Raw genomic sequence first — 24,732 nt, forward strand, 5'->3', positions numbered from 1 at the left:
GCGTGCTGGACGCTGACGACGTACAACGGATCGCGCTGTCCTTCCCCGAAACCGTGGAGAAGCAGCGCTGGGGGCATCCGACCTTCGACGTCGCCGGACGGATGTTCGTCACGGTGCCGGACGACCAGACGTCGTTCGCCGTCCGGTGCCCGCGGCTGGAGCGCGAGGAGCTGATCGCGGCCGAGCCGGAGAAGTTCTGGGTACCGAAACACGAAGCGGGCTCGAACTGGGTTCGAGCCCGCCTCGCCGCGCTCGAGGACGCCGACGAACTGCACGACATCCTGATCGACTCGTGGCGGCAGGTGGCGCCACCGGAGTTGTCAGCTGACGTTGGCCGGTGACGCCGAGAAGGTGTTGCAACTGGCCGGGTCGCCGGTGTTGAACGACTTGCCCATGAACCGGCCCTGGCTCGCGACGCTGCCGTGGTCGCCCTCTTCCGGCTTGTCGCCCGCGGTCACGACGTACTTGTTCCAGACGTAGAGCATGTTGCCGCTGATCGGGTAGCTCGACTTGTTCACGGCCAGGAACACCCCGGCGAAGCAGTTCGCCTGGAGCTCCATCCGGCGGGTCATCCGCATCTGGCCGGCGTAGTCCTCCTGCGCGTACCGCAGCTTGCTCGCGGCCTGCAGGATGCCGGTCATGTTCTGGACACCGTGACCGAACTCGTGCGCGACCGATCGGGTGTACCACATCCGCGCGTACGCCTCGCCGATCGGATCGCCCGGGTACTCGGTGTAGGCCTTCACGAACACGTCGACCTTCATGTACAGCATGTTGTTCGCCGAGCAGTAGAACGGCACGTTCACCGCACCGCTGGCGCACGGGTTGGCCACTGTCGTCCCCGACCAGAACGTCATCGTCGGCGGGGTGAACGTGAAGCCGGCCTTCTCCACCAGCGGCTTCCAGGACTGGTCCAGGCAGGGCTTGATCGCGCTCCAGTAAGCGGCCGCGTTCTTCGCGGTGTTCGGCTTGATGTTCGGTTCGCGGCAGCCGACCGAGGCCATCTGGCCGACGGTGTAGATCGGGTTCTTCGCCACGATCGTCGCGTTCGACGCTTCGTTCGACGCCCCGGTCGACGGTTCCCCGGTCGGCGACGTCGAGGTGGTGGAGGTCGGCGAGGGGGCCGGCTTCGGTGTGTACCGGGTCGGCGTCACCGGCGGCGTGGTGACGTCCTCGGCGGCCTTCTTCACCAGGCCGATCAGGACCGCGCCGACGATGCCGATCCCGACGATCGACAGGATCGCGATCAGCGGCGCCTTGGACTTCTTCCGCTGCCGCGGCGGCTGCCAGCGCGGGCCACCGGGACCACCCGGGCCGGGGCCGAAGTTCGGTCCCCAACCGAAGCCGGGCCCCTGCGGCGGCGGGCCGTACTGGGGCCCGTACTGAGGGTTGTACTGCGGCGGGTACTGGCCAGGAGGCGGTCCCTGGGGTGGCTGGTACGGCTGGTACGGCGGGTTCTGGCCGGGCGGACCGTAGGGTGGCTGGCTCAACGCCGTTCCTCTCGTGCCTCGTACTGGAGCAACGCCACAGTATCGGCAACAAACAGGTCAGCTCCGGGCACCCTGGACGGGTATGGTCAGCCGGGTGACGACACCGAACAGCCCGATCGACCAGCTTGCCGAACGGCACCTCGAGCAGGACATCGTCCTGGACCCGATCGGTGCCACCGAGCTGGGGATCGCCGGTCACGACCACGAGCTGCCCGACTTCACCCCGGCCGGCTTCGCGGCGCGGATCGACCTGACCCGGCAGTCGCTTGCCGAGGCGCGCGCGATCGAGCCGGGCAGCCCGCGCGAGGAGGTCGCGAAGGACGCGTTCGTCGAGCGGCTCGGGCTGGAACTCGAGCGGTACGAGGCCGGCGTACCGCAGCACCAGCTGAACGCGATCTCCTCGGTACCGGCGGCGTTGCGGCAGGTGTTCGACCTGATGCCGACCGCAACCGAGCAAGACTGGGAGGTCGTGGCGATCCGGCTCAACCAGATCGGTACGACGCTCGACGGGTACCGCGACACGCTGCTGGAGCAGGCCGACGCCGGACGGATCTCCGCGGTCCGCCAGGTGAACGGGCTGGCCGAGCGGATCGCGAGCTGGACCGGTGGCGACGGCGACGACTTCTTCGCGGGTCTTGCCGCGCAGGCGCCCGACGGTCACGTCAAGCCCGCGGTCGAGGCGGCGGCCGCTTCCGCACGGACGGCGTTCGACCAGTTCGGGGCCTGGCTGACGTCGGACCTCGCGCCGCGGGCACCGGAGCGCGACGCCTGCGGCCGGGAGGTCTACGAGCTGGCCTCGCGCAGCTTCCTCGGCGCCACCATCGACCTCGAGGAGACGTACGCCTGGGGCTGGCAGGAGCTGGCCCGGATCGAGAACGCCATGCAGGACATCGCCGCCGGGCTGACCGGCGGCGACCGCAGTATCGAGGCCACGGCCGCGCTGCTCGACGACGACCCGGCGCGGACCATCCACGGCAAGGAAGCGTTCCGGGACTGGATGCAGCAGCTGTCCGACGCGGCCGTCGCGGAGCTCGGCGCCACCCACTTCGACATCGCCGACGAGATCCGCACGCTGCAGTGCATGATCGCGCCGACCTCGGACGGGTCGATCTACTACACCCAGCCCAGCGAGGACCTGACCACCCGGCCGGGCCGGATGTGGTGGGCGGTACCGAACGGCGTGGAGAAGTTCGCCACCTGGCGCGAGGTCACCACGGTCTACCACGAGGGTGTGCCAGGGCATCACCTCCAGGTCGCGCAGACGATGCTGCGGACTGACCTACTGAACCGCTGGCAGCGGATCGCCTGCTGGGTCTCCGGCCACGGCGAGGGCTGGGCGCTGTACGCCGAACGCCTGATGGAGGAGCTGGGCTACCTGGAGGATCCGGGCGCGCGGTTCGGGATGCTGGACGCGCAGGGCTTCCGCGCCGCGCGGGTGGTCGTCGACATCGGTATGCACCTGGAGCTCGAGATTCCGCGCCACAACCCGTTCGGCTGGCGGCCGGGAGAGCGGTGGAACGCCGCGCTCGGATTCGAGTTCCTGCGCGCGCACTGCCGGATGGAGACGGAGTTCCTGCAGGCCGAGCTGAACAGGTACCTCGGGTGGCCGGGCCAGGCGCCGTCGTACAAGGTCGGCGAGCGGATCTGGCTGCAGGCGCGGGAGGAAGCCAAGCAGCGCAAGGGGTCCGCGTTCGACCTGCGTGAGTTCCACAGGGACGCGCTGAACCTCGGCTCGATCGGGCTGGACCCGCTGCGCCGGGCGCTGGCGAAGCTGTGAGCGTCCGGTTCGTCCTGGCCTCGAAGTCGCCGGCCAGGCTGAAGACGCTGCGCAACGCGGGCATCGAACCGGAGGTGATCGTCTCCGGCGTCGACGAGGACAACGTCACCGCGGAGAATCCGGGGGAGCTGGCGCGGTTGCTCGCGACGCTGAAGGCGCGGGCCGTGGTGGCTGGGTTGACCGATCACGCGACGGTGCTCGGGTGCGACTCGGTGCTGGAGCTCGACGGGGAGCCGTACGGGAAACCCGAGACGCCGGACGTCGCCCGTGAGCGCTGGAAGATGATGCGCGGGCGGAGCGGCGTACTGCACACCGGCCACTGCCTGATCGACACCTCCGGCAAGCAGGAGCTGCGCGAGCTGTCGTCGACGAAGGTGCGATTCGCGGAGGTGACCGACGAGGAGATCGACGCGTACGTCGCCACCGGCGAACCGCTCGCCGTCGCCGGAGCCTTCACCGTCGACGGCCTGGGCGGCCCGTTCGTGACCGCGATCGAGGGCGACTACCACAACGTCGTCGGCCTGTCACTACCCCTGCTCCGCCGCATGCTCGCCGAGGTAGGCATCTCCTGGCCGGCCCTGTGGAACGCCCAGAAACCCTTCACCTACGACGAATCCGTAGCCTCCACCTACGACGAAACCCGCGGCGGCGAAGCCCGCGCCCAGGCGGCGGCCCAAGCCGTCGACAGTCTTCTTGAGAGCCCCGGAAGAGTACTGGAGCTGGCTGTCGGTACGGGGATCGTCGGTGCGGAGCTTGTTGCTCTTGGCAACCTTGTGCACGGGTTCGACCTGTCTACGGCAATGTTGCAGCGGGCAAAGGTTCGGTTGCCGGGGCATGTGGCTGCAGCTGATGCCACGCGATTGCCGGTGGCCGATCGGCGGTGTGACGCAGTGGTTGCCGTCTGGTTGTTGCATCTGCTGGACGACAGCGAACCGGTGATCGCCGAGGTCGCCCGCGTTCTGCGTAGCGGCGGTGTCTTCATCACCACCAGCGAGAAGACCGACGCCAGCAGGTACGCCGACGACCGCGGCCCGAATGACACCCGCTCCCAGGACTCCCTGGCCCACCTGGTAGCCGTCGCCGCCCGCCACGGTCTCACCCTGGACGGCGCGACCACCTTCCCCGGCCCGATCCGCAACACCGGCGCCGCTCCGACCTACCCCCTGGTCCGCTTCCGCAGAAGCTGATCAGGTCAGGCGGTGAGCCCGGTCTTGGTGTCCAGGTACTGCAGGAGGTCGTGGGCGGCCAGCTCGACGGCCTTGTGGCGCCACTCGGAGGCCCGGTAGACCGAGGCGATCAGCGCGGTGCGGTGGATCCGGCGGAAGTCGCCGAGCACGAACGCGTAGCGCGCCTTCGTCTCCTCACCGGCACCCTGGGTCAGCCCGAGGTGCCAGGCGCCGTACTCCTGCCAGCTGTGTTTGTCGAGGTACTTGTTCTGGTCGTCGGCCCGCGGCTGCACCTCACCCCAGTCGCTGTCCAGCACGTACTGCCGCGCGTCGATCAGCTTCCGGGCGAAGTCGACCGCTTCAGGATTGACCGCGTACTGAGCCATGGGACCAGGGTCTTACGGATGAGCGCTGGCGCGCCACTGGCCCGGGCCCGGGTGGAAGGGGGTACGGGCGTTGCGCCAATACGTGGCCCAGTTGCTGGCACGGTCGGTGTCGGGCGCGGGCGGTGGTGCCGCGGCGCGCGTTGCCAGCACCGTGACGAGGGCGGCCAGTTCTTCGGGCGTGGGATCGCCTTTGACTACCTTTAGAGTGCTCACAGTGGGATGTTCCCATGCTTCTTCGGGGGCAGGGTGTCGCGTTTGGTGCGGAGCAGGCGCAGGGCGCGGACGATCTCGGCGCGGGTCTCGCTCGGTTTGATCACCGCGTCGACATAGCCGCGTTCGGCCGCGACGTACGGGTTCGCCAGGTGGTCCTCGTACTCGGTGATCAGCTCCTGGCGGCGCGCCTCGACGTCGTCCGCGGCGGCGAGTTCGCGGCGGTGCAGGATGTTCACCGCGCCCTGTGCGCCCATCACCGCGATCTGCGCGGTCGGCCACGCGATGTTCATGTCGGCGCCGAGGTGCTTCGACCCCATCACGTCGTACGCACCGCCGTACGCCTTCCGGGTGATCACGGTGATCATCGGCACGGTCGCCTCGGCGTAGGCGTAGATCAGCTTGGCGCCGCGGCGGATGATGCCGTTCCACTCCTGGTCGGTGCCGGGCAGGAAGCCGGGGACGTCGACGAAGGTCAGGATCGGCAGGTTGAACGCGTCGCAGGTGCGGACGAACCGGGCCGCCTTCTCGGACGCGTCGATGTCCAGCGTGCCGGCGAACTGCAGCGGCTGGTTCGCGACCACGCCGACCGGGCGGCCCTCGACCCGGCCGAACCCGACGATGATGTTCGGCGCGAACAGCGTCTGCACCTCGAGGAAGTCGCCGTCGTCGACGACCGCCTCGATCGCGGTGTGCATGTCGTACGGCTGGTTCGGGGAGTCCGGTACGAGTTCGTCGAGGGCGAGGTCGGTCTCGGTCGGCTCGAGGTCCGCGGGAGCGTCGTACACCGGCGGGTCCTCGAGGTTGTTCTGCGGGAGGTGGGCGACGAGCGCCTTCACCCACTCGATCGCGTCCTCTTCGTCCGAGCCCAGGTAGTGCGCGTTGCCGGACTTGGTGTTGTGCGTCCGGGCGCCGCCGAGCTCCTCCTGGGTGACGTCCTCACCGGTGACGGTCTTGATCACGTCCGGGCCGGTGATGAACATGTACGACGACTCGTCCACCATCACGGTGAAGTCGGTGACCGCGGGGGAGTACACCGCGCCGCCGGCACACGGGCCCATGATCAGCGAGATCTGCGGGATCACCCCGGACGCGCGGACGTTGCGGCGGAAGATCTCGCCGTACAGGCCGAGGCTGACCACGCCCTCCTGGATCCGCGCACCGCCGGAGTCGTTGATGCCGATCAGCGGGCAGCCGATCTTCATCGCCAGGTCCATCACCTTGACGATCTTCTCGCCGAAGACCTCGCCCAGGCTGCCGCCGAAGACGGTGAAGTCCTGCGCGAACACGCACACCTGGCGGCCGTCGATGGTGCCGAAGCCGGTCACCACGCCGTCGCCGTACGGACGGTTCGCCTCCAGGCCGAAGCTCGTCGACCGGTGCCGGGCGAACTCGTCCAGCTCGGAGAACGAACCCTCGTCCAGCAGCAACTCGATCCGCTCGCGGGCGGTCTTCTTGCCGCGCGCGTGCTGCTTCTCCACGGCCCGCTCCGACCCGGCGTGCACGGCCTCGTCGAGCCGGTGCTCGAGGTCCGCGATCTTCCCGGCGGTGGTGTGGATGTTCACGGTCTCTCCCATGAACGCGCAGCCTACGCGCCAGTACGCCGTACCGCCTGTGACGTCGGCCGCAACCTGCGGGTGAACCTGCTCCCCGGTAGGTTCCGGCCGTGGCGGACGCGCAGGTGAGTGCTCTGATCCGGAGAATCAACGAGCTCGTCGAGGCGGACACCGGGAGCCGGTCGCTGGCCGTCGGCGACCGGATCACCGGGGTGGTGACGCGCTCGGACCAGCGGCGGCTGCGGCTGTTCGCGGACAACCTAGACATCCCGGTCCGGCTTGCACCGCGGCACGGCGAGCCGGACCCGCGCGAGGGGATCCGGGAAGCGCTGATCGAGACCGTCGCGAGCTGCGCCGGTGTGCTGGAGCCGAGGGAACCGGCCGAGGAGTCGATCTATCCGTACGGGCGATCCCGCTTCGAAGCGGCGGTCAACCGGCTGTACGCGCAGTACGAGACGCCGCGCCTGGCCGCGGGCCTGCGTCCTGACGGGCGGCCGGACGATCTCGGCATCTTCGCGCCGCCGCGGATCGAGGGTGACGTGCTCGCCGCACATGCGGCGGTCGTGGCGATCAGCGCTCGCACCGGACGCACCGGACGGGAGGTGCTGGGAGGGCTCGTCGCGGCCGGCCGTGGCGCCCACGCTACGGCGGCGGCGCGGATGCTGCTGCAGGCGCGCCCCGATTTCGCCGCGTTGCCGGCCTCGGAGCGCAACGCGCTCACGGCGGCGATCGCCGACCACCTCGAAGCGCAGTTCGAGAACCACGAACGCGAACAGCCCGGGCCGGAGATCGGCGCCGTCCTCGCCGATCGGCAGCAGTTGGCCGAGTTCGGCTCCACCGCGATCACCACCGCGAGCCGGGACGCCGGGGAGGAGATCGACCACCTGCACCGGTTCTTCGACGAGATCGGCCGTCCGCCGGCCGTCGAGCGGGCGGAGTCCGTCCGTGAACTGTGCGTACGGATCCAGGGCGCGGTGGCCGAGCTGACCGACGCGCCCAACTCGCGGTGGGACGGGACGATCGAGCCGGACCTGGGCCAGCCGCTCGACACCACGCTGCGGCTCACCGAGCGACAGGAGGCGGCGCTCGAGGACCTGCTCAAGAGCAGCCGGACGCGCCCGCTCGCTCCGGCGGACGCGACCGCTGCCCGCGAGGCGGTCCAGGTGGTCGCGGCGTCATACGCGCGCTGGGCCGTTCCGGAGGAGTACGACGCCCGACACGAGGCCGCCGCTGAGCCGGTCGCACCGCGGTTCGCCACGATCGAGCACGCGGTCGCTACGGCCTTCGCCGAGGACCACCTGCGAGACATCGCCGACCGATCGCTGCCGTACGACCTCGCAACCCAGGTACGACAGGCCCAGCCGCCGCTCCCGGACCAGCGGTTGGCGCCGGCGGCTCGTGCGTTCGCTGCCGTTGTGGACCGCGAGGCAGGCCTCACTGCGGGCGAGACGCTGCGCCGGATGGCCGGCGAAGGTCCGGTCACGATGATCGACCCGGCCGCGGAAGAGTTGGTGGCGGTCGCCGGCGTACCGAACGTCGAGCGGCCGTTCGCGGTCCGCCGGATCTGCGACGAGACCGCCGGGCAGCTCGCGGACCTGCCGGAGGCCGCCGCGGCGGACTACGGAACCCAGATCGGCAAGGTCGCCGTCTCGATGGCCGAGCTCTACGCGGTGAATCCCGGGATGGCCCGGCGTGAGTCGCTCGTCGCGGACCGGCAGGATCCGATGTCCCGCTTCGCGTCCGGCGACCCGGCCCTGACCCGTCCGCAAGCACAGCCCGGCGCTGTCGCGCCCACGGCGAACCGGCCCGCGTCCGGACCCGACCAGAACCGCTCGGTCCTCGACCGTTAGGCCGGGCCGGTGGTGAAGAGTTTGGGGAGTCTTGCTGCTTGGGCGAGGTCGCCGCGGACCGAGAGGCGTTGTTTGAGGACGGCGAGCACTGGGTCTTCGTTGCCGGTGACGATGCGCAGCAGGGTGGTGGGGTCGGTGCGGATGGTGATGTCGGGGGCAGTCGATCCGGGCGGTACCGGCGTACAGCGGCCGTTGTGGACCTGGAGCCAGTACTCGTCGACGGCGTCCGGGCGACCGGCCCCGCCCGCGCCGGTGATCTGCCAGTTGATGACAGCATCGAACCCGGCGGCCCGGGCGGGTCGGAGGTACTCCGGCATCCGGCGAAAGATCTCGCGCAACGCGATCTCTCGTACTCCCCCGATGAGTCGATGCCGAAGCTCCCGCTCCGACGTCCGGTCGACCAGCCGAGCCAGCTCGCTCGCGTCCAAGGCGATCACACCCTCGGACTCGAGCCAACCGGCACTGCCTCGTTCGGTCATCGACCACCCCCGCGGCAGTTTGAGGAACGTTCGCCGGGCGTCCTTCGGTGCTTGCGGCGCCCATGCACGCACCTGGACACCGCAATCACTCGAAGTGCGCCCGGCGAACGTTCCTACCAGACCGTAGGAATTTCCTACGGGGCTGTTAACTTTGTCAAGTGGTCGAGGATGCCGAACGCCGGAAACGGGCGCCGCATCTCGGTCCGGAGCGGCGCCGGCCGCTGATCCTGGATGCGGCCCTGGAAGTGTTCTCCGCGCACGGGTACGCCGGTACGACGATGCAGTCCGTCGCCGATGCCGCCGGAGTCACCAAGCCGGTCGTCTACGACTGCTTCCCGAACCGCGACGAGCTGCTGCTGGCGCTGCTCGCCCGCGAGGAGCAGCACCTGGTGATCACGATCGTCGCCGCGCTCCCACCGGACCCGAGCGTCGGCACCCCCGCCGAACACGTACTCGACGGCGTGACCGCGTTCCTCACCGCCGTCGCGCAGCAGCCGCACTCGTGGCGGATCGTCTTCGGCGCCCAGTACGGCGCCGCTCCGGTCGTCGCGGAGCGCGTCCGCGCTGCCCGCGCGTTCCTGGTCGAGAGCCTCCGGCTGACACTGCTGAAGTCCCTCCCCGGCGTGACCGACCCGGACGCGAACCTCCCGGTCCTGGCCGAACTGCTCGCCTCGATGATCGAGGCCTGCGCCCGGATGCTCGTCGTCGACGGCACCGACCGCACCCCGGCCGAGCTGGCCCGCACCGTCTCCCAGGTCGTCGACGGCGGTTTCGGTGCCGTCTGACCACCTTCTCACCACCGTCCGATGCACCTACTGTGAAGTAGCTGAACGCTCGGTCACGATCGGCTTCCAGTGGGCGGACTCGGGAGCGTGATCGGGCGTCCGCCGATAGGGTGGGCGAACGTGAGCGAGACCGGAAGTGAGACCCGTACCCGCGCGCGGTTCGAGGTGCCTGAAGAACTCAGGGCCGACGTCCGCCTGCTCGGCGAGATCCTCGGCAAGGTTCTGGTCGAGTACGCCGGTCAGCCGCTGCTCGACGACGTCGAGAAACTCCGCGAGCTGACCATCGCCGGTGACGGCGCGGCGGCCGAGGAGCTGGTCGCCTCGTGGCCGCACGAACGCGCCGAGGACGTGGCCAGGGCGTTCACCTGCTACTTCCACCTGACCAACCTCAGCGAGGAGCTGCACCGCGCCCGGGTGCTCCGCGAGCGTGACCGGGCCGGCAGCGAGGCGGTGGTGTCCGAGCTGGCCCAGGCTGTCGAGCAGATCACCCGCGACAGCGGCGAACAGCAGGCCCGCGCTCTGCTCAGCGGCCTCGAGTTCCGCCCGGTGCTGACCGCCCACCCGACCGAGGCCCGGCGGCGCGCCGTACTGGCGACGATCCGCCGGATCTCCTCGCTGCTCGACGAGCGCCACGACCCGCGCGCCGGTGACAGCGACCTGGCCGAGAACCGGCGCCGCCTGGTCGAGCAGGTCGACGTGCTCTGGCGTACGTCGCAGCTGCGGACCAGCCGCCCCACGCCGCTGGACGAGGTCCGCTCGGCGATGGCGGTGTTCGAGGAGACGCTGTTCAACGTCGTCGGCAACGTGTACCGCCGGCTCGACGACGCGCTCGCCGGTGACGCGGCCGGTACGCGTACTCCGGTCGTCGCCCCGTTCGTCCACCTGGGCTCGTGGATCGGTGGCGACCGCGACGGCAACCCCAACGTCACCGCGGCGATCACCCGCGAGGCCATGCAGATCCAGGCTGACCACGTGCTCCGGGCACTCGAGCAGGCCACCGAGCAGCTAGGCCGCGCGCTGACCCTGGACGCCGCGACCACCCCGCCGTCCGCACCGGTACGGCGGATCCTGGAGGACGCCCGGGCCGTCAACCCGGAGCTGATCACCGACATCGAGACCCGCTCGCCGTCCGAGCCGCACCGGCAGCTCCTGCTGCTCGCCGCTCGCCGGCTGGCGGCCACGCGTTCCCGTGACGCCGACTTCGGGTACCCGCGAGCCGCCGACTTCCTGCACGAGCTCAAGGTCCTGCAAGACTCGCTGGTGAGCGCGGGCGCACCACGGCAGGCGTACGGCGATCTCCAGCAGCTCATCTGGCAGGTGAACACGTTCGGGTTCCACCTGGCCGAGCTGGAGATCCGCCAGCACTCCTCGGTGCACGCGAAGGCGCTGGAGGAGGTGCTCGGCGGCGGCGAGTTGTCCGACCAGACCGAGGAGGTGCTCGCGACTCTCCGGGTGATCGCCCAGATCCAGCAGCGCTTCGGTCCGCAGGCCTGCCGTCGGTACGTCGTGTCGTTCACCCGCAACGCGGGCGACCTGGCTGCGGTGTACGAGCTGGCCGACGCGGCGCTCGACGGCCGGCCGATCGAGCTGGACGTCGTACCGCTGTTCGAGACCGGCGAGGATCTGCAGAACTCGGTCGAGGTGCTCGACAACGCGATCCAGCTGACCCGGGTCCGGCACCGGCTGACCGCCAACGACCGCCGCTTCGAGGTCATGCTCGGCTACTCCGACTCCGCGAAGGACGTCGGCCCGGTGTCGGCGACGCTCGCGTTGTACGACGCGCAGGCGCGGATCACCGCGTGGGCGCAGCGGAACGCGATCCGCCTGACCCTGTTCCACGGCCGCGGCGGCGCGCTCGGCCGCGGCGGTGGCCCGGCCAACCGCGCCGTACTGGCGCAGGCCCCGGGGTCGGTGGCCGGGCGGTTCAAGCTGACCGAGCAGGGCGAGGCGATCCCGGCCCGGTACGGGAACGCCGCGATCGCGCAGCGGCACATCGAGCAGGTCACCGCGGCGACTCTGCTGGCGTCGACGCCGGCGATCGAGGAGCGGGCGGCCGCTGCGGCGGACCGGTTCGCGGTTGTCGAGAAGACGCTCGACGAGGCGGCGCGGACGGCGTACCACCGGCTGGTGAAGGCCGAGGGTTTCGCGGAGTGGTTCAGCACCGTGACGCCGCTGGAGGAGCTCGGCCAGCTGCCGCTCGGTTCGCGGCCGGCGCGGCGCGGTGTCGCGGTGTCCTCGCTGGAGGACCTGCGGGCGATCCCGTGGGTGTTCGCGTGGTCGCAGGCGCGGGTGAACGCGCCCGGTTGGTACGGTCTCGGTACGGCGCTGGCGGCCGTCGGTGACGTCGACCTGCTGCGCGACGCGAACCAGAACTGGCCGCTGTTCCAGGTGATGCTGGAGAACGCGGAGATGTCGCTGGCCAAGACCGACCGGCGCATCCTCGGCCGCTACCTGGAGCTGGGCGACCGGCCGGAGCTGACCAAGCAGATGCTGGACGAGCACGCACTGACCACCGAGTGGGTGCTGAAGGTTCTCGACGAGGAGCGGCTGCTCCAAGGACGCCGCGTGCTGGGTCGCGCGGTCGAGCTGCGGAACCCGTACGTCGACGCACTCAGCTACCTGCAGCTGCGGGCACTCCGCACACTCCGGACCGACGACTCGCTGAACGAGGAGCAGATCGTCCGTACCCGGCGGCTGCTGCTGCTGACCGTCTCCGGCGTTGCCGCAGGTCTGCAGAACACCGGATGAGTTTCAGCGATCTGGACCGGCCCCCGCTGGACGAGAAGTTCCTGCGGGGGCGGTTGGTGCGTCCTGGATCGTTCTGGACGCAGCTCGACGTTGTCGCCGAGACGCCGTCGACGAATGCTGTTGTAGCGGCCGCAGCCGCGGCTGGTCAGCCAGAGGGCCTTCTGGTCGCCGCTGAGTACCAGTCGTCGGGCCGTGGTCGGCTGGGACGTACGTGGACCACACCGCCTCGCTCCGCGTTGCTCATGTCGGCCCTGCTGCGCCCGACAAGCGTTGACGCGGCACGGTGGCAGTGGCTTGGTCTACTGGTTCCGCTGGCGGTAGCGGCCGCCGTACGGAAGGTTGCTGAGGTCCCGGCGCAGGTGAAGTGGCCGAACGACGTACTCGTCGAGAACCGCAAGCTGGCCGGCATCCTCCTCGAACGCGTGGAAGGCCCCGCCGCCGTCGTAGGCATCGGCCTCAACGTCACCCTCCGCGCCGACGAAAAGCCCCACGAGGCCGCCACCTCGCTAGCCCTGGAAAACGCAACCACGACAGACCGCGCCACGGTCATGGCCGCCGTACTCCGCGAACTAGCTGTTCGCTATCAGTCCTGGCTACACGCCGACGGCGATCCCGCGGTGGTGCTTCCCGAGTACCGCGAACTGTCGGCCACCCTCGGTCAACCAGTACGCGTAGAACTCCCGGACGGCACCTTCCTGGAAGGCACCGCCCGCGACCTGGCCGACGACGGCCGCCTGATCGTCGACACCGCCGACGGCCCGCACCCGTTGGCCGCCGGCGACGTCACCCATCTGCGGACTACTTGAAGATCTTGGCCGCGGTGATCAGCGTCTCGATGACGCCGTAGCCCAGTAGTACGGCGACCAGTAGCCAGGAGAGGACCAGGCGTGGGGTCTGGTTCATGATGCGGCCTCCACCGTGGACGAGGACTGCTCGTGGAATCGTTCGGCGACCGAGCGGATCAGCAGGTTCGCGACGAAGCCGACCGCGAGTACGCCGACCATCGTGAACAACGCGGGTCGGTACGCCGACGCGGTCAACGTGCCGGGTTTGCCCTCGTGGTCGAGGAAACCGTTGACGATCAGCGGACCGGCGATCCCGGCGGCGGACCAGGCGGTCAGCAGCCGCCCGTGGATCGCGCCGACCTGGTACGTACCGAACAGGTCCCGCAGGTACGCCGGAGCGGTCGCGAAGCCGCCGCCGTAGAACGAGATGATGATGGCCGCGAGCAGTACGAACACCACAGTGTTGGTGTGCCCAACGGTCGCGAGCAGCGCGTACGCGATGATCCCGACACCGAGGTACAGCGCGTAGATCGGCTTCCGGCCGATCACGTCGGAGGTCGACGACCAGCCGAATCGCCCGCCCATGTTGAAGATCGACAGCAGGCCGACGAAGCCGGCCGCCGCCGCGACCGCGACCGTCGACTTGCCGCCTGTGACACTGCCGCCGCGGAAGAAGTCCTGGATCATCGGGCTGGCCTGTTCGAGGATGCCGATGCCGGCGGTGACGTTGCAGAACAGCACGACCCACAGGAGCCAGAACTGCGGCGTCCTGATCGCGTTCGCCGCGGACACGTTGGCCGTGGTGACGAGCGTCTTCGCCCGGACCGCCGACGGGTCGAACCCGTCCGGCGCCCATCCGTCGGCGGGCACCCGGATGGTGAAGACGCCGAACATCATGATCACGAAGTAGCCGACGCCGAGGGTCAGGAACAGCCCGACCAGTGCGCCGCCGCCCGCGACCGACGTACTGACGTTCGGGTCGTAGTTGCCGTCGTACAGGCTGAGCAACTGGCGGGACAGCGGGCTGGCCACCAGCGCGCCGCCACCGAAGCCCATGATCGCCAGGCCGGTCGCGAGGCCCGGCCGGTCCGGGAACCACTTGATCAGCGTGGACACCGGGGAGATGTACCCGATGCCCAGTCCGATCCCGCCGATCACGCCGTACCCGAGGTAGACCAGCCAGAGCTGGCCGGTACCGATGCCGAGCGCTCCGACCAGGAACCCCGACGCCCAGAAGCAGGCGGCGACGAACATCGCCTTCCGCGGGCCGTTGCGTTCCACCCAGGTGCCGCCGATCGCGGCGGACAGGCCGAGCATCACGATCGCGATGCTGAACACCACGCCGACAGCAGTCTGGCTGCTGCCGAAGTGCTTCACCATCGAGGTCTTGTAGACGCTGGTCGCGTACGCCTGGCCGATGCAGAGATGAACGGCCAGCGCGGCCGGCGGGATCAGCCAGCGGCTGTACCCCGGCGGTGCGACGGTGTGCTCCCGGTCGAGTATCGACAAGACTGCCATCACGGCTTCCTCTCGTCCCCAGCTGATAACCCCTCGCGCATCCTTGCTCACTGTATGCATTTTGTGAAGTGTTGAACCATCTCGTACGCCGGATCGTGTCGGGGCGGGACAACCGAACCCGGGACCTGTGAGACTGGGGTCATGGCGATCTCGGCGAAGTTGTTGGGCGAGGACGAGTACGTCGTCGTCAGCACCCGGACGCATTGGAAGGCGCTGATCGGCCCGGTCTTCCTGTTGCTGGTGGTGGCGGGCCTGGGTGGGTTCCTGGCCGCGATCGTGCCGTCGGGGTCGCTGCAGACCCCGGCCCGGATCGCGATCCTCGCGGTCGGGGTGGTGGTGCTCGCGATGTTCGCGCTGCGGCCGTTCCTGGACTGGTTCTTCTCGACGTACACGATCACCAACCGGCGCCTGATCACCCGGCACGGCGTGCTCACCCGCACCGGCCGGGACATCCCGCTGATGCGGATCAACGACGTGTCCTACGAACACGGCCTGATCGACCGGATGCTCGGCTGCGGCACGCTGCACATCGAGTCCGCCGGCGAACGCGGCCAGGTGGTGCTGCCCGACGTACCGCACGTCGAGCACGTCCACCTGCAGATGTCCGACCTGCTGTTCGGCGGCCCGGACGGCAAGCCGGGCGACGGCATCCTCGAGGACGAGGCGCCGCCGGAGCACATGCGCCGCCGCCCGGGCCCGCCGCCGGGCCGCGACACCGGGGACGGGGACACGATCTTCAGCTCCGGTGACGACCGTTGAGCACGAGTCCGGCGACGCGCGGGTCCGATCCCTGGTGGATGACCGCCCAGTCGCGCGCCCGATTGGCCATCTCGATGGGCGCCGGGGTGGTCGTCGCGGTGGCGGCCGGCCTGACCATCGGGTGGAGCTACGCGCCGCTGGCGGGCTGGGACGTCGCGGCGCTGCTGTTCCTGGTGTGGATCTGGCTGACGATCCGGCGGATGGATCCGGCGGCCACCTCGGCTCACGCGACCCGCGAGGATCCGGGCCGGGCCTTCGCCGACCTGATCCTGCTGGGCGCCGCCGTTGCCAGCCTGCTCGCGGTCGGCTACCTGCTGATCCGGGCCTCCGGTGCAAGCAGCGGCGAGCGCAACCTGCTCAGCGCGTTCGTCGTCGCGAGCGTCGTCGTGTCCTGGTTCACCGTTCACACGGTCTACGCGCTGCGCTACGCGCGGCTGTACTACGCCGATGCGGAAGGCGGCGTGGACTTCCACACGAACGTCTCACCTGACTACCAGGACTTCACATACCTGTCGTTCACGCTGGGCATGACGTTCCAGGTGTCCGACACCGACCTGCAGGCGTCGGTGATCCGGCACACCGCGCTGCGCCATGCGCTGCTGTCCTACTTGTTCGGCGCGGTCATCCTGGCCGGCACCGTGAACCTGGTCGCGGGTCTCGGCGCCGGCGGGCACTAGAACACCTCGATGCTCACCGGCGCGACCGGCCAGCCGAAGGCCGTGGCGGTGCGGTTCAGCGCGCCGGCGGTGTGCTCGGTGACGCGACCGGTGGCAGCGAACTCCGTCAGCGGACGCCCGCCGAGGTAAGCACCAGCAAGCTCGGTCACCGACAGGCTGAGGTCGGCGGCGTCGTCGGTGCGCTCACAGGTCACCGCGGACTCGTCGGTGGTCAGCCGGAACCGTCCGGTGTTCGACTCGATCAGGTGGTCGGTCACCTCCAGGACGACGTCCAGCGGTACGGCGTACCGGCGCTGCCGGAGCGCCCGCGGTACGTCGGTCACCCGCAGCCAGAGCGACTCACCGAGCCGGCGTTCGAGCGCTGTCGGGTACGTCACGAGTTGCTGGAGTGGCTCGTCCACCGCGGCGTGCGAGTAGTTGAGAGTGGCGCTCAGATCCATCGTCAACAGGTGCTGCCAGAGCGCTCGGTACGCCGCGGGCTCGGGCGCGACCAGCTCCTCGACGAGCACCTCGTTCGCCGGTCCGGTCGGGCCCCAGTTCAGCTTGCCCCGCCAGAGCGCGTACCCGTCGACGGTGCCGGCCTCGTCGCGGTGCACCAAGATGCGGCGCTCGGTCCGCCCGCCGCGGTCGTCCGGCTTGTCCTGCAGCCGCGCCTGCCACAGCAGGTCGGACCGCCCGGACACTCCGGACCGCTGACCCTGGAGGCGCCGCAGGAGCGCGGGCAGATCCTTGAGTGCCTCGTCCGCCGTCAGTACGGCGAGGGCGCCGGGGCGGATCGAATCGTTGGGTGCGCCAACACGATGCAGGTCGACGGCGTACTCGACTCCCCACGCCGCCGCGGCGTAGCCGAACCGGCCGTAGATCGCCGGCTCGCTCGCCCACAGCACGGCGATCGCCTCCGGCACCTCGCGCAACTGCCGTCCGATCAGCTGCGACATCACGCCGCGCCGCCGGTGCGTCGGTTGTACGCCGACGCCGGTCACGTGCGCCGCGTCGACCACCGCGCCCGGGACGGACAGCTCGCGGGTCAGGGCCCGCGTCGTCCCGATGATCTCGCCGTCATCGGTGGCCACCAGCGCCCGCTCGGGCTCGAACAACCGGGTCCAGAGCTCGTCAGGCTTCGGTTCGAACATCATCGCCCCGCCGAACACGGCCTGAACCTTCTCGTACTCCGCTGCCTGCGCCGCCCGCACCTGGATGTCCGTCATGCCCGCATCTTCACACGCCCCGCCGACAACCACAGCCCATTTAGGATCATCAAGGCAGGTAGGAAGGGGTGGACCAATGATCAAGCCACTCGCAACAACCGCGGCCGTCCTACTCGCCGCAACAGTCCTGGTTCCAGCCGGTAAGGCGTCCGCCACAGCAGCAGCAACAACGGCCACCTGTGGCCTGTCGGCCTCGTCGGTCACCGCGGCAGGTGACCACGACGCCTCGGGCATCGTGTCGACCGTGCCGCCCAAGGCGACAAGCAGCGTGCTGGGACGTGGTGCGTTCGCACCCGGCCAGGTGAAGGTGATGGCCTCGATGTCCGTGCTGATCGACCAGGGCCCGGACGGCTCCGAGCACGACGTCTACGGCTACGTCATCATCGGCGACGTGCTGTACCAGGCGGCGTACGGCGCGCAGCACGACGGAACCATCGTCAACCCGCCCGCGGCGTTGCGCCGGATCGGTGGCGGCTGGGGCAACTTCACGATGGTGGAGGAGGCCGAGTACCAAGGCCCGACTCAGGCCGGGATCTCCCGGTGGACGGTCTACGGGCTGCGGAACGACGGTGTGCTGTTCCGGTGGACGGTCAGCTCGAAGGGTGTCTGGCGGAGTGCCGGGTCCGCAGCCGGGTTCGCGGCGGTGAAGTCGATGGCGCTGGTGAGCAAGGCCGCGACGTACGACACGTTCGTCGCGAACACCAGGGGTGGCGCGCTCTACACGATCCACATCCCGACGAGCTCACCGATGAAGCCGGTCGTGAAGCAGGTCCGGAGCAGGACCTGGCAGGGCTTCGAGACACTGCTCACGCAGAAGTGCGGCGTGTACGGCACGGTCCTGCTCGGGATCGACAAGGACACCGACACGGCCTACCTGTACGCGGTCGGCCGCTTCACCGGGACCAGCACGGTCATCCAGTCGCTCGGCAAGGTGCCGGCGGCGTTCGCCGACAACGTCTACGCCCGGTTGAAGGATCCGGGGGCGCCGCTGACAGGCGAGTGAGTCAGCGTACGACGGGGAGGTCGCCCGTGGACTCGCCGTCCAACGCGGCCGGCGAGTCGGGAGCGGGGACGTGCTCGGCCTCGTCGAGGGCGATCTCTTCCTTGAACACGAACTTCCGGTACGACCAGAAGCGGAACAGGGTGCCGAGGCCGAGGCCGATGAAGTTCGCGGCGATGTTGTCGGACAGCCAGGTGTGCAGGTCCAGCACGTAGCGCGAGAAGGCCAGACAGCCGGCCGCGATCAGCAGGCCGATGCCGTTCAGCACGAAGAACAGCACGTACTCACGGTGCAGGCCGGAGCGCTCGCGGTGCCGCCACGTCCAGTAGCGGTTCCCGAAGTACGTCACGATCGTGGCGATCGTGGTCGAGATCAGCTTCGCGGTCAGCGGCTTGTGGTGCATCACGCCGATACCGGAGTCTCCGAGCACCAGCGGGTTGTTGAACACCAGCCAGTTGTAGATCGGCAGGTCCACTACCAGCCCGAGGACACCGACCAGACCGAACTTGGCCACTTCGTGCACCAGGTGCTGGAACTGGTGGTACAGCGTGGTGACGAGCTTCAACGGGGTTCGGAACCTTCTGTGATCACACCGCGACGGGGAGGGCAGCTTCCCACGGTACCCGGCGAACGGGCCGGTTCCGAAATCGACTGCGCGTCGGAGAGTGTCAGACCTGGCCGCTTGAGGGGCCATGATGTATGGACATTAGGCTCACGGCTGTGAAGTTCGATCGAAAAGACCTCCCCACCGGCACCCCCGTGGTCGGCATGGTCGGCGGCGGCCAGCTGGCCCGGATGACCCAGGAGACGGCCGTCGCGCTCGGCATCCAGTTGCGCGTACTCGCCGAAGGCCCGGCGGTCTCGGCTGCCCAGGCCGTCGCCGATGCCCCCGTCGGCGACTACAAGGACCCGGAGACCGTACGGCGGTTCGCGGCCGAGTGTGACGTGGTGACGTTCGACCACGAACACGTACCGACCGACCTGCTGCACGCGCTCGAGGCGGACGGGGTCAAGGTCCGACCCGGCCCGGACGCGCTCGTACACGCCCAGGACAAGGCCGTGATGCGGGCCAGGCTGGACACTTTCGACGTCCCCGCGCCCGCGCACCAGGTGGTCGCGACGGCTGCCGACGTCGCGGACTTCGCCAAGCGGGTCGGCGGCTTCCCGGTCATCCTGAAGACCACCCGCGGCGGGTACGACGGCAAGGGCGTCTGGTTCGTCGACGGGCCGGACGATCCGCAGGTCGCGACCGCGTTCGGCAGCGGCGTACCGATCCTGGCCGAGGAGAAGGTCGACTTCGTCCGCGAGCTGTCCGCGATCGTGGCCCGCTCGCCGCACGGCCAGGCGGTCGCGTACCCGATCGTCGAGTCCGTGCAGCAGAACGGCATCTGCGTCGAGGTCACCGCACCGGCGCCCGGCCTGGCCCCCGAGCGGGCCGCGCAGGCGCAGCAGACCGCGCTGCGGATCGCCGGCGAGCTCGGCGTGGTCGGCATCCTCGCGGTCGAGATGTTCGAGGCCCGCGACGGCCGGCTGCTGGTGAACGAGCTCGCGATGCGCCCGCACAACACCGGCCACTGGTCGATCGACGGCGCGGTCACGTCGCAGTTCGAGAACCACCTGCGCGCGGTGCTCGACCTGCCGCTCGGCTCCCCGGCCGCGCGAGCGCCGTACACCGTGATGGTGAACGTCCTCGGTGGCGACGTCGAGGACATGCACCGCGGGCTGCTGCACTGTATGGCCCGCGACCCGGGTCTCAAGGTGCACTTCTACGGCAAGTCGGTGAAGCCGGGCCGCAAGGTCGGCCACGTGACGGCGTACGGCGACGACCTCGAACAGACCCGGGAGCGCGCGCGGCATGCGGCGGCGTACCTCACCGGCACCATCGACGAATAGGACAGCAATGATCGGGATCGTGATGGGGTCGGACTCGGACTGGCCGACGATGAAAGCGGCCGCCGAGGTGTGCGCGGAGTTCGACGTGCCCTTTGAGGCAGACGTCGTCTCGGCACACCGGATGCCGGCCGAGATGATCGACTACGGACGGTCAGCCCACGAACGCGGCCTCAAGGTGCTGATCGCAGGGGCCGGCGGTGCCGCGCATCTGCCCGGGATGCTCGCCTCGGTGACTCCGCTGCCGGTGATCGGGGTACCGGTACCGCTGAAGTACCTCGACGGAATGGACTCGCTGCTGTCGATCGTGCAGATGCCGGCCGGTGTTCCGGTTGCGACCGTCTCGATCGGGAACGCTCGGAATGCGGGACTGCTGGCGGTGCGGATCCTGGCCGCCTCCGACGAGGTGCTGCGGGACCGGATGATCGGTTTCCAGCAGTCGCTCGCGGAGGTCGCCCGGGGGAAGGGGAGCACGGTGCGTGACGGGGCGGCAGAGTTGCGTAAAGGCTGAGCTCGGCGCTGGTTTCCACAGGACGGGGGCGGGTAGTCATGAGATCCCATCGGTTGTCGTTTAAGGTCGTCGATCGTGACTCCGCCCACTGAATCGGATACGCAGCGCATTCCGGTCCGCTATTGGATCTGGCTGTTCGGTGCTGCCGTGTCCCTCCTCGGCGACCTGACGATGAGCTTCGCCATCGGCTGGTCCGCCACCCGGCACGGCGGAAGTGTCGCCGGGCTGATCCTGCTGCTGGCCGCGGCTCCCCGGGCGGTGCTGCTGCTGATCGGCGGTGCCATCGGCGACCGGTACGGCGCCCCGCGCGTACTGCTCGTGAGCTGCACCGCGATGTTCCTGGTGACGGCGACGCTGGTCCCGGCGACGCGGGCCGTGGGGGAGCCGGTCTGGTTGCTGGCGATCCTCGCTGTGGTGGTCGGAATCATCGACGCGTTCTTCCTGCCCTCGTCGCGTGCGATGCCGCGGCTGCTGGTGCCCGCGCCGCAGGTGCCCCGGGCGCTGGCGAGTTTCCAGGTCACCGGCGTCGTGTTCGCGGTCAGCGGTACGGCGGTCGGCGGCCTGCTGGTCAACTGGGCCGGGATGTCCGCGGCGGCCGGCTTCGACGCGATCACCTTCGCCATCATGCTCGTGGTGCTGTACCTGTTGCGCGGGACGACGACCCCGCACGGCACCCGGCGGGGCGGCATGTTCCGCTCGATCGCGGAAGGCGTCCGGGCCGCGTTCGGGCGTCCACTCACCCGCGCGCTGCTGATCACGATGACGATGGCCGCCGGCCTGCTGATGCCGATGGACGCGCTCTTGCTGCCGCTGCTGGCCCGCGATCACCACTGGGACGCGAAGACGGCGGCGATCCTGATCGCGACCCGCAGCATCGGCGTCGGGGTCGTGTCGATCCGGATCCTGATGCGGGGCGCGTTCCAGCGCCCCGGGATTGTCGCGATGCTGGGTCTGCTGGTGGCCGCGGTCGGGTTCGCCGGCCTGTCCATGGTCCAGGTGCTGCCGCTCGCGATCGTCTTCGCGGTGATCAGCGGCATCGGTGTCGGCGCCTTCACCGGCCACGTCCTGCCGCTGCTGATGAACTCGGTCGAGAGCGAGTACCAGTCCCGGCTGCAGTCGGTCATCGTGCTCTGCCAGAGCCTGGCTCAGGTCGTGATGAACCCGCTGCTGGGCAGCCTCGCCGACGTGCGGGGGATCCGGATCACCGGCGTCTGCCTCGGGATCGGCGTCGCGATCACGCTGATCGGCCTGACCGCGCTCAGCCGCCCGGTGATCCGGAACGCCCGCGTCTCCTGACGGCTACGGCTTACCCGGAGCGCGGTAGGTCCATCCGGCGCGACGCCAGGTTTCGACGTTCAGGTTCAGCCGGGCGTCGATGACGACCGGCGTACTGACGACGTCGCGGAGCGCGGCCGGGTCGAGTTCGCGGAACTCGGGCCACTCGGTCAGGTGCAGTACGGCGTGGGCGTCGCGGCAGGCCTCGACGGCGGACTGGGCGTAGCGCAGCGTCGGGCGGACGCGGCGGGCGTTCTCCATCGCCTCGGGGTCGTACACCGTGACGTTCGCGCCGTGCAGTTGGATCCGGCCGGCCACGTCGAGCGCGGGGGAGTCGCGGACGTCGTCCGTACCGGCCTTGAACGCCGCGCCGAGCACGGTGACGTTCTTGCCGGACCACACGCCGCCGAGCATCTCGTGGGTGAGGTCAACGATCCGGGCGCGCCGGTGCTGGTTGATGTCGTCGACCTCGCGGAGCAGCGTGATGATCTCCTCGACGCCGAGCTCACCGGCGCGGTGCATGAACGCGCGCAGGTCCTTCGGCAGGCAGCCGCCGCCGTACCCGGGGCCGGCGTTCAGCATGCCGCGGCCGATCCGCTTGTCGTACCCGAGCGCGTCGGCGAGCTGGGTGACGTCGGCGCCCGTCGCGTCGGCCATCTCGGCGAGCGCGTTGATGAACGAGATCTTCGTGGCCAGGAACGCGTTCGCGCCCGCCTTCACCAGCTCCGCGGTCGCCAGGTTGCAGACCACCACCGGCGAACCCTCGTCGATCGGGGTCGCGAACACCTCGCGAAGCCTGGCCTCGGCGGCCTCGGACTGGACGCCGAACACCAGCCGGTCCGGGTGCAGCGTGTCCTCGACGCCGTGTGCCTCGCGGAGGAACTCCGGCTGCCAGGCGATCTCCACGGCCGAACCAGCCGGCGCCTGGCGGTGCAGGCGTTCCTCGACGGCCTTCGACGTACCGACCGGGACCGTGGAGCGGCCGACCACCAGGGTCGGCTTGGTGAGCAGCGGGGCGAGCATGTCGACGACCGAGTAGACCTGGGACAGGTCGGCTGCCTCGCTGCCCTCGAGCTGCGGGGTGCCCGCGCAGATGAAGTGCACGTCGGCCCAGTCGGCGATCTCCCGGTAGTCGCTGGTGAACCGCAGCCGGCCGGAGTCGACGTGCTTCTTCAGCAGCGGGTCCAGCCCGGGTTCGAACAGCGGGGCCTTGCCGTCGTTGAGCAGCTTCAGCCGGTGCTCGTCGATCTCCACCCCGATCACGTCGAAACCGAACTCGGCCATCCCGGCGGAGGTGTTGCAGCCGAGGTAGCCGGTACCGATCACCGCGATCCGGAGCGGTCGGGAGGTCGCTTCACTCATGTCCGGGACTCTACCCATCGTGGTTATCGGCCGGTGACCGGCTCATGTCTGCAGAGTGCGTACTTGCTCACTTTCGGCGTACGACGTCCCCCGCGGGCGGGATGTTCGTCGTACAGTGCAACTCGTGAGTAACTCATTCGAGCTGTACGCGCTGTCCGAGGAGCACCAGGCGATCCGGGAGGCCGTCCGCGACGTCTGCGACGCCAAGGTCGCCCCGCACGCGGGCGACGTGGACGAGCTGGCCGAGTTCCCCAAGGCGTCGTACGATGCGCTGAAGGCGTCGGACTTCCATGCACCGCACATCCCCGAGGAGTACGGCGGAGCAGGCGCGGACGCGCTCGCCACGGTGATCGTGATCGAGGAGGTCGCCCGCGCCTGCGCGGCGACGTCGCTGATCCCGGCCGTGAACAAGCTCGGCTCGCTGCCGCTGTTGCTGTCCGCGTCGGACGAGGTCAAGCAGCGCTACCTGCCGCCGGTGGCGTCGGGCGACTCGATGTTCTCGTACTGCTTGTCCGAGCCGGAGGCCGGTTCGGACGCGGCCTCGATGAAGACCCGCGCGGTGCTCGACGGCGACTCGTACGTCCTGAACGGCGTGAAGCGCTGGATCACCAACGCCGGTGTCTCGGACTTCTACACGGTGTTCGCAGTGACGGACCCATCGGCACGGTCGCGGGGGATCTCCGCCTTCGTGGTCGAGAAGTCCGACGAGGGCGTGTCGTTCGGCGCCCCGGAGAAGAAGCTCGGCATCAAGGGATCGCCGACCCGCGAGGTGTACTTCGACAACGTCCGGATCCCCGCTTCCCGGCTGATCGGCGAGCCCGGTACCGGCTTCGCGACCGCGATGCAGACCCTGGACCACACCCGCGTGACGATTGCCGCGCAGGCGCTCGGCATCGCGCAGGGCGCCCTCGACTACGCGCTCGGTTACGTCCAGGAGCGCAAGCAGTTCGGCAAGGCGATCAGCGAGTTCCAGGGCCTGCAGTTCATGCTCGCCGACATGGGCATGAAGATCGAGGCCGCCCGGCAGCTCACCTACGCCGCCGCCGCGAAGTCGGAGCGCAACGACGCCGACCTCACCTACTTCGGCGCCGCCGCCAAGTGCTTCGCCTCCGACACCGCCATGGCCGTCACCACCGACGCCGTCCAACTCCTCGGCGGCTACGGCTACACCCACGACTACCCGGTCGAACGCATGATGCGCGACGCCAAAATCACCCAAATCTACGAAGGCACCAACCAGGTCCAGCGCATCGTCATGGCCCGCCAACTCCTGAAGGGCCTCAGCTGAGTTTCCCCAGGT

Annotated in this window: 24 protein-coding genes; 14 read left to right on the forward strand and 10 right to left on the reverse strand. The window is 69.5% G+C overall.

All coding sequences use genetic code 11. The features are described from left to right. Positions 1 to 2 precede the first annotated feature (2 nt). The gene (locus tag FB475_RS22360) at positions 3 to 341 is read left to right on the forward strand and encodes an MmcQ/YjbR family DNA-binding protein (RefSeq protein WP_141858526.1); all 339 of its coding nucleotides are present in this window, start codon (positions 3 to 5) and stop codon (positions 339 to 341) included. On the opposite strand, the gene FB475_RS22365 is transcribed toward FB475_RS22360, so the two are convergent. Next, on the reverse strand, positions 321 to 1,490 hold the full coding sequence (locus FB475_RS22365) for a neutral zinc metallopeptidase (protein ID WP_141858527.1): 1,170 nt from the start codon (positions 1,488 to 1,490) through the stop codon (positions 321 to 323). The genes FB475_RS22360 and FB475_RS22365 overlap by 21 nt on opposite strands. Before the next feature lie 94 nt (positions 1,491 to 1,584). Here FB475_RS22365 and FB475_RS22370 point away from each other — a divergent pair, with 94 nt between their 5' ends. Then, positions 1,585 to 3,267 carry a DUF885 domain-containing protein gene (locus FB475_RS22370; protein WP_238332339.1) on the forward strand — a complete coding sequence of 561 codons (1,683 nt, stop codon included), beginning with the start codon at positions 1,585 to 1,587 and terminating at the stop codon, positions 3,265 to 3,267. Further along, positions 3,264 to 4,454 (forward strand): Maf family nucleotide pyrophosphatase, encoded by a 1,191-nt coding sequence (locus FB475_RS38300; RefSeq protein WP_141858529.1) that lies wholly within the window; start codon positions 3,264 to 3,266, stop codon positions 4,452 to 4,454. Before FB475_RS22370 ends, FB475_RS38300 begins: the two co-directional genes overlap by 4 nt. 5 nt (positions 4,455 to 4,459) lie before the next feature. On the opposite strand, the gene FB475_RS22380 is transcribed toward FB475_RS38300, so the two are convergent. The 3 genes from FB475_RS22380 to FB475_RS22390 are packed head-to-tail and all read right to left on the reverse strand — an operon-like array spanning position 4,460 to position 6,606. Beyond that, on the reverse strand, positions 4,460 to 4,819 hold the full coding sequence (locus FB475_RS22380; protein WP_141858530.1) for a hypothetical protein: 360 nt from the start codon (positions 4,817 to 4,819) through the stop codon (positions 4,460 to 4,462). A 12-nt stretch (positions 4,820 to 4,831) separates the two neighbouring features. Next, positions 4,832 to 5,032 (reverse strand): acyl-CoA carboxylase subunit epsilon, encoded by a 201-nt coding sequence (locus tag FB475_RS22385; protein ID WP_141858531.1) that lies wholly within the window; start codon positions 5,030 to 5,032, stop codon positions 4,832 to 4,834. Further along, positions 5,029 to 6,606: an acyl-CoA carboxylase subunit beta gene (locus FB475_RS22390; RefSeq protein WP_141858532.1), complete on the reverse strand. Its 1,578-nt coding sequence runs from the start codon at positions 6,604 to 6,606 to the stop codon at positions 5,029 to 5,031. Before FB475_RS22390 ends, FB475_RS22385 begins: the two co-directional genes overlap by 4 nt. Positions 6,607 to 6,695: 89 nt before the next feature. Between FB475_RS22390 and FB475_RS22395 the strand changes: the two genes are divergently transcribed. After that, positions 6,696 to 8,435, forward strand: a complete 1,740-nt coding sequence (locus FB475_RS22395) for a hypothetical protein (RefSeq protein WP_141858533.1) — start codon at positions 6,696 to 6,698, stop codon at positions 8,433 to 8,435. Here FB475_RS22395 and FB475_RS22400 read toward each other — a convergent pair. Then, positions 8,432 to 8,914 carry an SCP2 sterol-binding domain-containing protein gene (locus FB475_RS22400; protein ID WP_141858534.1) on the reverse strand — a complete coding sequence of 161 codons (483 nt, stop codon included), beginning with the start codon at positions 8,912 to 8,914 and terminating at the stop codon, positions 8,432 to 8,434. The two genes, FB475_RS22395 and FB475_RS22400, sit on opposite strands and share 4 nt — an antisense overlap. Before the next feature lie 158 nt (positions 8,915 to 9,072). Between FB475_RS22400 and FB475_RS22405 the strand changes: the two genes are divergently transcribed. The 3 genes from FB475_RS22405 (at position 9,073) to FB475_RS22415 (ending at position 13,253) form a co-directional block, all read left to right on the forward strand. Then, a complete protein-coding gene (locus FB475_RS22405) occupies positions 9,073 to 9,699 on the forward strand; it encodes a TetR/AcrR family transcriptional regulator (RefSeq protein WP_141858535.1) in 627 nt (208 codons plus the stop codon). A 120-nt stretch (positions 9,700 to 9,819) separates the two neighbouring features. After that, a complete protein-coding gene (locus FB475_RS22410) occupies positions 9,820 to 12,447 on the forward strand; it encodes a phosphoenolpyruvate carboxylase (protein ID WP_141858536.1) in 2,628 nt (875 codons plus the stop codon). Further along, a complete protein-coding gene (locus FB475_RS22415) occupies positions 12,444 to 13,253 on the forward strand; it encodes a biotin--[acetyl-CoA-carboxylase] ligase (RefSeq protein WP_141858537.1) in 810 nt (269 codons plus the stop codon). The genes FB475_RS22410 and FB475_RS22415 overlap by 4 nt, the downstream gene beginning before the upstream one ends. Here the strand turns inward: FB475_RS22415 and FB475_RS38410 are convergent. Both FB475_RS38410 and FB475_RS22420 read right to left on the reverse strand, forming a co-directional pair. Beyond that, on the reverse strand, positions 13,246 to 13,350 hold the full coding sequence (locus tag FB475_RS38410; RefSeq protein ID WP_420359228.1) for an MFS transporter small subunit: 105 nt from the start codon (positions 13,348 to 13,350) through the stop codon (positions 13,246 to 13,248). The two genes, FB475_RS22415 and FB475_RS38410, sit on opposite strands and share 8 nt — an antisense overlap. Then, on the reverse strand, positions 13,347 to 14,750 hold the full coding sequence (locus FB475_RS22420) for an OFA family MFS transporter (protein ID WP_141858538.1): 1,404 nt from the start codon (positions 14,748 to 14,750) through the stop codon (positions 13,347 to 13,349). The genes FB475_RS38410 and FB475_RS22420 overlap by 4 nt, the downstream gene beginning before the upstream one ends. A 141-nt stretch (positions 14,751 to 14,891) precedes the next feature. Between FB475_RS22420 and FB475_RS22425 the strand changes: the two genes are divergently transcribed. Further along, the gene (locus FB475_RS22425; RefSeq protein ID WP_141858539.1) at positions 14,892 to 15,509 is read left to right on the forward strand and encodes a PH domain-containing protein; all 618 of its coding nucleotides are present in this window, start codon (positions 14,892 to 14,894) and stop codon (positions 15,507 to 15,509) included. Positions 15,510 to 15,547: 38 nt separating this feature from the next. Continuing rightward, positions 15,548 to 16,186 (forward strand): DUF1345 domain-containing protein, encoded by a 639-nt coding sequence (locus FB475_RS22430; RefSeq protein ID WP_141858540.1) that lies wholly within the window; start codon positions 15,548 to 15,550, stop codon positions 16,184 to 16,186. Here the strand turns inward: FB475_RS22430 and FB475_RS22435 are convergent. Further along, positions 16,183 to 17,394, reverse strand: a complete 1,212-nt coding sequence (locus FB475_RS22435) for a GNAT family N-acetyltransferase (RefSeq protein ID WP_141858541.1) — start codon at positions 17,392 to 17,394, stop codon at positions 16,183 to 16,185. The two genes, FB475_RS22430 and FB475_RS22435, sit on opposite strands and share 4 nt — an antisense overlap. Positions 17,395 to 17,470: 76 nt before the next feature. On the opposite strand from FB475_RS22435, the gene FB475_RS22440 reads away from it, so the two are divergent. Further along, positions 17,471 to 18,397: a hypothetical protein gene (locus tag FB475_RS22440; RefSeq protein WP_238332340.1), complete on the forward strand. Its 927-nt coding sequence runs from the start codon at positions 17,471 to 17,473 to the stop codon at positions 18,395 to 18,397. A gap of 1 nt (position 18,398) precedes the next feature. Here FB475_RS22440 and FB475_RS22445 read toward each other — a convergent pair whose 3' ends face one another. Next, positions 18,399 to 18,959, reverse strand: coding sequence for a GtrA family protein (locus FB475_RS22445; RefSeq protein WP_141858542.1), 561 nt, complete (start codon positions 18,957 to 18,959; stop codon positions 18,399 to 18,401). A 155-nt stretch (positions 18,960 to 19,114) separates the two neighbouring features. Between FB475_RS22445 and FB475_RS22450 the strand changes: the two genes are divergently transcribed. The 3 genes from FB475_RS22450 (at position 19,115) to FB475_RS22460 (ending at position 22,091) form a co-directional block, all read left to right on the forward strand. Then, complete coding sequence (locus FB475_RS22450; RefSeq protein WP_238332341.1) at positions 19,115 to 20,287, forward strand: 5-(carboxyamino)imidazole ribonucleotide synthase; 1,173 nt, start codon at positions 19,115 to 19,117, stop codon at positions 20,285 to 20,287. After that, the gene (gene purE, locus FB475_RS22455; protein WP_185759395.1) at positions 20,250 to 20,795 is read left to right on the forward strand and encodes a 5-(carboxyamino)imidazole ribonucleotide mutase; all 546 of its coding nucleotides are present in this window, start codon (positions 20,250 to 20,252) and stop codon (positions 20,793 to 20,795) included. Before FB475_RS22450 ends, purE begins: the two co-directional genes overlap by 38 nt. A gap of 75 nt (positions 20,796 to 20,870) precedes the next feature. Then, positions 20,871 to 22,091, forward strand: a complete 1,221-nt coding sequence (locus FB475_RS22460; protein ID WP_141858545.1) for an MFS transporter — start codon at positions 20,871 to 20,873, stop codon at positions 22,089 to 22,091. A 3-nt stretch (positions 22,092 to 22,094) separates the two neighbouring features. Here FB475_RS22460 and FB475_RS22465 read toward each other — a convergent pair whose 3' ends face one another. Then, positions 22,095 to 23,432: a UDP-glucose dehydrogenase family protein gene (locus tag FB475_RS22465; RefSeq protein WP_141858546.1), complete on the reverse strand. Its 1,338-nt coding sequence runs from the start codon at positions 23,430 to 23,432 to the stop codon at positions 22,095 to 22,097. A 124-nt stretch (positions 23,433 to 23,556) separates the two neighbouring features. Here FB475_RS22465 and FB475_RS22470 point away from each other — a divergent pair, with 124 nt between their 5' ends. Next, positions 23,557 to 24,720 (forward strand): acyl-CoA dehydrogenase family protein, encoded by a 1,164-nt coding sequence (locus FB475_RS22470; RefSeq protein ID WP_141858547.1) that lies wholly within the window; start codon positions 23,557 to 23,559, stop codon positions 24,718 to 24,720. Positions 24,721 to 24,732: the final 12 nt, after the last annotated feature.

The organism is Kribbella jejuensis, assembly GCF_006715085.1.
Classification (GTDB): domain Bacteria; phylum Actinomycetota; class Actinomycetes; order Propionibacteriales; family Kribbellaceae; genus Kribbella; species Kribbella jejuensis.